General features: G+C 33.2%; 6 protein-coding genes. 4 read left to right on the top strand and 2 right to left on the bottom strand.

The genetic code is table 11. From position 1 onward, the window contains the following. The first annotated feature begins 193 nt into the window (after window positions 1-193). The 4 genes from AABE15_RS01955 to AABE15_RS01940 all read left to right on the top strand — a co-directional run bounded on the left by AABE15_RS01955 (window position 194) and on the right by AABE15_RS01940 (window position 3,149). Window positions 194-391 (top strand): type II toxin-antitoxin system HicA family toxin, encoded by a 198-nt coding sequence (locus AABE15_RS01955; RefSeq protein WP_338329601.1) that lies wholly within the window; start codon window positions 194-196, stop codon window positions 389-391. Then, window positions 388-786: a type II toxin-antitoxin system HicB family antitoxin gene (locus AABE15_RS01950; RefSeq protein ID WP_338329600.1), complete on the top strand. Its 399-nt coding sequence runs from the start codon at window positions 388-390 to the stop codon at window positions 784-786. The genes AABE15_RS01955 and AABE15_RS01950 overlap by 4 nt, the downstream gene beginning before the upstream one ends. Before the next feature lie 384 nt (window positions 787-1,170). Then, complete coding sequence (locus AABE15_RS01945; protein ID WP_338329599.1) at window positions 1,171-1,473, top strand: hypothetical protein; 303 nt, start codon at window positions 1,171-1,173, stop codon at window positions 1,471-1,473. A 776-nt stretch (window positions 1,474-2,249) separates the two neighbouring features. Next, the gene (locus AABE15_RS01940) at window positions 2,250-3,149 is read left to right on the top strand and encodes a rhamnan synthesis F family protein (protein WP_338329598.1); all 900 of its coding nucleotides are present in this window, start codon (window positions 2,250-2,252) and stop codon (window positions 3,147-3,149) included. On the opposite strand, the gene AABE15_RS01935 is transcribed toward AABE15_RS01940, so the two are convergent. Both AABE15_RS01935 and AABE15_RS01930 read right to left on the bottom strand, forming a co-directional pair. Beyond that, window positions 3,118-5,427 (bottom strand): glycosyltransferase, encoded by a 2,310-nt coding sequence (locus tag AABE15_RS01935; protein WP_338329597.1) that lies wholly within the window; start codon window positions 5,425-5,427, stop codon window positions 3,118-3,120. The two genes, AABE15_RS01940 and AABE15_RS01935, sit on opposite strands and share 32 nt — an antisense overlap. A gap of 572 nt (window positions 5,428-5,999) precedes the next feature. Next, on the bottom strand, window positions 6,000-6,255 hold a 256-nt coding region (locus AABE15_RS01930; RefSeq protein ID WP_338329596.1), incomplete at its 5' end, for a type I secretion C-terminal target domain-containing protein.

Raw genomic sequence — 6,255 nt, 5'->3', positions numbered from 1 at the left:
CAATGTGCCTTGTGGCGTTGAAGCGTCCAAAGACAAATTCTCCCCCAACGCACTGATAAACTCTTGTTGCACTTCCGTTAACAGGTCCGACGTGTCCGCCGTCATTACGCCCGTTTGGGCGTTTTGAAAATAGGTCGACATACTTTACCTTTTCTAGTTGATTAACGGACGATAAATGTGTATATTTATACACATGAATAGCCGTTTGATTATTTCGATATTAAAGAAAAATGGATGGGAGCACGTGGCTACAAAAGGTGACCATTGGCAATTTAAACATCCTCACTACAAAGGCCGCGTGACGGTTCCTCATCCAACAAGAGATTTACCTATTGGCACGGTAAAAAGTATTGAAAAACAAGCGAAGATGAAATTGAGAGAAACCCCATGACAAGTTTTATTGCCCTCATTCGTAAAGAACACCACAGCGATTATGGCGTCGAATTTCCTGATTTTCCTGGATGTATATCCGCAGGGTCTACTTTAGAAGAAGCTAAAGATCTTGCTCGTGAAGCGTTAGATTTTCATATCAAAGGCATGGTTGAAGACAAAGAAACTATTCCTTATCCTTCTACCCTTGATCAAGTAATGTCCAGCAAAGAAAATCAAAAAGCAGTCGCCTTCTTGGTTGATATTTATTTTCCTAAGGAACGTGTACGCAGAATCAATATAACGTTGCCTGAGGATATTATTCAAAAAATTGACAAAGTATCTAACAACCGTTCACACTTTATTACCCAAGCGGCCAAAGAAAAGTTAACACTGGGTCAACACCATAACCGCTAGCCCGAGGAAAAGACCTGTACAAGCAACAGTAACGAGCTCGCCCGTTGGTGGAAAATCCATTGGATTACAACCTAAAGACCGATAAACCACACGACGCAAAAAAACTTCCTAAAATGGGAATAATGAGCAGCAAGGCATGAACGGGTAGAAAATACCCCGCCGTGATAGGATTGTAACGTTTGCATTAAGTGTTACTTGCAATTCTTTTACCGTGCATATGTTAATAAATAAGTGCATTTTTATAATAGGTAATAAACGATAGTTAAATTAAGCAAAAAGAATACTATCAAGAAATCAGAAAGTTTAACGATACGATTAGACTAAAAAACAAGGTTTGCCTTAGAATTCATCGTTTGAATTAAAGAGCGAACGATTACCACTATTATGGAAAATGCAATCAAAAATGTGGCTAAAACTGTTTATGCTGATTTAAAACACATAGGGTATAATAGCGACAGGCGAGAAATTAAAACAAATTGGAAATACTATTGGGATATTAATGAAGGGGTTCGTTTTATTAACTTAGCAATAGATTCCTGTACACACTCTATCTACAATGAGGAGAAAATCTTAGATTTTTTAAAAATACATTGGCAATATTTTTCTCATAATAAGGATTTAAGTCATCTTCGTAGAGAGTATATTGATGTGCTTTGGCCTTATATGAGAAGCCTGATTGACCTATAAAGAGAAACAAAGTCATCAAATCAGAATCAAAGCCGTTTATTTATAGAGGAAAAACTAAAAATAGTGGGTTTACTTATTCCTTCTACTTCTCAAAAATCTCCTCCTACATATCTCTCTAAAAAAAACTATAGTTTATCTGAGAAATACTTATTAAACAAACCTCTTATCGAATGATGACAAAATTCCTCTTTAACAAGAACTTTTCTATCGAATTATTTAATTTTAGAAATAAAGTTAAGTTATTTTCTTTTATGAAGAGAAATTTAGGTAAACTAATGAAACATTTAAACCTAAAGACAAAATCTTCCTATGGTGGCTATTCTCGTCTTTACTATGATTTTTCCAACAAAAAACCACCATAATGGGTGGCTTTTTGCTGAGTATCTTTAGTGCTTAAATCATATAATTAAATGTTTTACTTTGTAGTATATAAATAAAAATTGGTAATAAAAAAGTTCACCTTCCTTTTCACCATAACTTCAATAGTGTCTTGATTTACCCCTCAGACAAATAAACTATAACTCTTTAAAGCACCTTATGGGGACTCTTTTTTTACTATTCGCTATCACTTTTTGTTGATCTAACAAAGCAACTCAGTCCGTATATGTTTAACCCAATATAGCTCTTTTATTGTTCAACACTTAATTATCATAAGGTCAATAATATTTCTTAGGGTGAACTTCATTTATTAGCATACTCAAAGCAACAATTTTGTTAATTTAAAATTCTACGCATATTTTAAAACCGCATAAGTGAATTAAATTCAAAACCAACGCATGATATATAAAACCTGTTTATTTGCCAGTTATATCAAAGGCAATGAAATCCCTAAAGATGTTAAACACTATTTGTATCAACTTTCCCAATGCGGATGGAACATACACCTTGCATTATCAGGAAAAACTTACTTAACCCCTGATATACGAAATTTCTGTAAACTTAACAATATTATACCTCATCTACGTCCAAACGAAGGGCTAGATTTCGGAGCGTGGCAGTATCTTATAAATAAAAATGTAACTAAAAACTCAGATTATATTTTACTGGCAAACGACAGTGTGTGGGGACCGATTTATCCTTTACAACCTATATTTCATAATATGTTAAATCAGAAATTAGATGTATGGGGATTGGTTGAAAGTTTTGAAGTTGTTCCTCATTTTCAATCTTGGTTTTTATGCCTATCCCGTAAGGCAATGGATACAAGCAAAATACAGCGTTTATTTATCCAACAGTTTAACAAAATGAATAAAGCAGAAATTATTCGAAACGGAGAATTAAAACTCGGAAATATTCTAAGACAAACACCGTCGTTACATTATAAAGCGTGCTGGTCTAAGGGAAAACATTGCTTTGCACGAGATCCTCAACAAATCAATCCTATGCATCTAGACTGGCTCAGTATCGTTCAATCTGGCTATGTACCCTTTATAAAAAAAGAATTACTGCGCGATAATTATTACGGTATTTTTTGGCTAAATTATTACCATATCCTCATGAAAAATAACCGTTTTTTTCCTGAGCACTATATTACACAATATCTAAAAAATTGTTCGCAACGAAATGTACCGGTTATCCCCCGGTGGAAACGTTTTTTATACCTTGTTAATTCTTATGATTTTAAAACTGCTTGGAAATACATATTTAAGGCTGGAAAGAATACTCTGGTTGAGTAATTTGACGATAATACATTAACAGCTCATTCACTTGCTGATCCAATGTAGCAATTTGTTCCTTGTAGGGGTTAATATAATTGTCAAATTTTGACACATTGTTTAATAAATGTTCAACAATATTTTTCAATTCACTTACATCACCACTCAATGAAATATAATTTCCGTTTATACCGTCAATCACATCTTCAGACTGGCCACCAGGATGTGTACAAATAACCCATACATCGCGTAGCAAAGCTTCACGAACGGTCAATCCATAACTTTCTTTCCATTGTGATGGAAATAATAAGACATCAATACCATAAAAAAACTTATCCATTGAATCATAATTATAGGGCGGTACTAAACTCACAAGTCCTGAAAACTGCCTATTCATTAAATTGATCGAAGCGTGCCCCATACTTATTTTATTATTTACAATTTTTAATTCCCATTCCGATTGGGTCAAAGATTGAAACACGTTTAGAATTAAGTCGTATCCTTTGACCCGTTCATCCCCCGCAACAAACCCAAATCTTAATCTTGAACTTGGTAATCGTTTAGGACGTTTATTTTTAGGCCTGATCACACCATTACGATTAACTTTAATCTTTTCTTTATCAATTCCATTATGAATATACAAGTTTCTATGCGAATCGCTTGGGCTTAATAATAAAGAAGAATTATTTAAAATTTCTTTACTAAGCACCATTCGTGCTTCTAAGTAATTTTTTCCTAGTTGACAAAATTGACAAACCACTAAATCGATTTCATTTTGAAAGCAATATTTACCATCAGGCTTAATCATGAATTGTCTGTCACACAACCACCACGCATCGTGAAGTGTAATGACGTACGGAATTGCGTGATACTGACATAAAACAGGCAATTGCAAGCCTAAATGTTGGATGGAATGAAAATGAACAATATCAGGTTGAATAAGTTTTAAAACCTCTTCAAACGCGTGCGAAACGTTCGAATTAAGGAAATTTTCTACACTGGACAATGTGGAATTCATTGGTAAAGAAAAAACATTTATTCCCTCTATACTGTAACGACGCAACCCTGGGACCCCTTCATCAAAAGGCCTAAGAGTAAAAATGACCACCTCAACGTTTTTATGGCTATGAAAACGTTTAGCCATTTCACTTGCCACTAATGTAGCTCCACCAAAACGATAAGGATCATAATATACGTTCACAATTAAAACTTTTAACGGATTATTTTTGGGTACAATAGGTTTGCCAAATATTGGCTCCACTTGTTGTTTACAAATGATTTCAGGAAGATAAATTTGGGTAATCGTATTCCATGCTTTATTTCCTATTTGTCTGCGCAATGATGATGATTGTGTTAAAAGGGTAATTTTATCTTCCCATTTCTGCGACGATGAAGCAAGAAAACCATTCACATTGTCTTTTATAATATCTTTAAAAGTCTGTGTAGCAGAACAAACCGATGGAATTTCTAACATGGAGGCTTCTAGATATTTAATATTACTTTTACCATCATTAAACGTAATATTTTCAAGGGGGGCTATGGAGATATCAGCATAAGCCAACAACCGAAGATAACGTTCAAAAGATTGAAAAGGAATCCGTTTTATCTGATTCGTAAGCTTTTTAAACATCTCAGGCAATTGCAGCTCACCAACTATCCAAAATTGTACATTTGCATTTTTAATCAATACTGCCGCTATACCTTGTGCCGCCACCAAAAAATCGGTATCATGAGTGCTAGTGCCCGAGCCATAAAGAATAACAATTGTTGTTTTTTTTTCTTTTTTAGAACGTATCAAATCGTCATTTTTAATGTTTTCAATGATCTCTAAAGTTTCTTTATCTAAAGAATTTTCGATAGTATATGCTTTTTTTAATCCAGCATTAACCATAAGTTGAGACAATGTCCGCGTTGATGCAATACCGTGTTCACAAGTTAACATGGCTTTTCGATACAACTCAGCACCAGAAAGTAATAACTTCTTTTCACTTTTAGAAAGGAAATCCATAAACCCACATTCTGAATATAATGATTTATCAAAAATTAAATCATCTACTTCCCACCATGGATTTAGACTTAATCTTTTAGCTTCTTGTATTTGCTGTAATACCGATTGAAAGCCAGGTACACGATAAAAAATAACATGACAACAAAATTGAAGGGCAAAAAATGCTTTTTTTTCGTCACGCCAATCTACAATTGTTACAACCCATCCCAGAGCTTCTAAATACCTTTTTTTTTGCAAGACTCTGTATTTATAACATTGTGGCAATGTTACTTCGGCAACTATAAGTATCATGTTATTTACAAAAATCCTCAGTGATGTGGGATTTACGTTTTTTTTTCTTATAGATTTAAATTGATCCGCATATGTTATTAATGAAGGAGCATCAATTTTACTCGTTGAAACGGTTGGGTTTTTAAAATAGTTATTGTGGAATAAAAAATTTGGAAAAAATTTAAATTTTAAATAAGATCTCAATTTATATTCAAATAATTTTATTTTGCAATTTTTGTATAATGCACAACCACTCGAAAACTTTTGTTTGATCCTTGTTTTCACATGTGATCTAAATTGTTTCTTTTTTAAGTAGTACGCTATTCTTAGTGGTAAAGTAATCTTCCAACTTATTGAATGCTTTATTCTTTGAATGAGTTTATTTTGATACTCAACTTGTTCATTAAGTTCAGTAAAAGCATTGCTTTGCAATAAAAAAGCAAGGTATAATTCTTGAACAAGTTTTTCATTTTGATTTATATGGTGACTTGTTTCAAATTTGTTTTTTTTGTCCATATTTTATTCATATTATTTAATAAGCTGGCTACTAGGTAATAGTAACCAGCTTTAACGTATTTTAAAATGTTAAAAAACTATTTCGAAGGATTATTATAAAGTTCAAATTGATCGGCACGGAGTTTGGATATATCAACCCCTTCAAACGTGATCGTATGACCATTCAGTTTTATGACTGCATTACCATTTTGGCCATCTTGGGAATTGTTGAGCAATTCTTGTAAACTATTTTTATCAAGACCAAAATTAAGTAATTCTATTTTATTATTGGTGCCATCTTTTTCAAAATCTGTGATAACGGTGTTGCCATCTTGACAGGTATCTTTCATAAAC

It is taken from the genome of Commensalibacter sp. Nvir (assembly GCF_963921845.1).
GTDB lineage: Bacteria > Pseudomonadota > Alphaproteobacteria > Acetobacterales > Acetobacteraceae > Commensalibacter.
The sequence above is the reverse complement of the archived record's forward strand: the minus strand, read 5'-3'. Positions and strand labels throughout refer to the sequence as shown.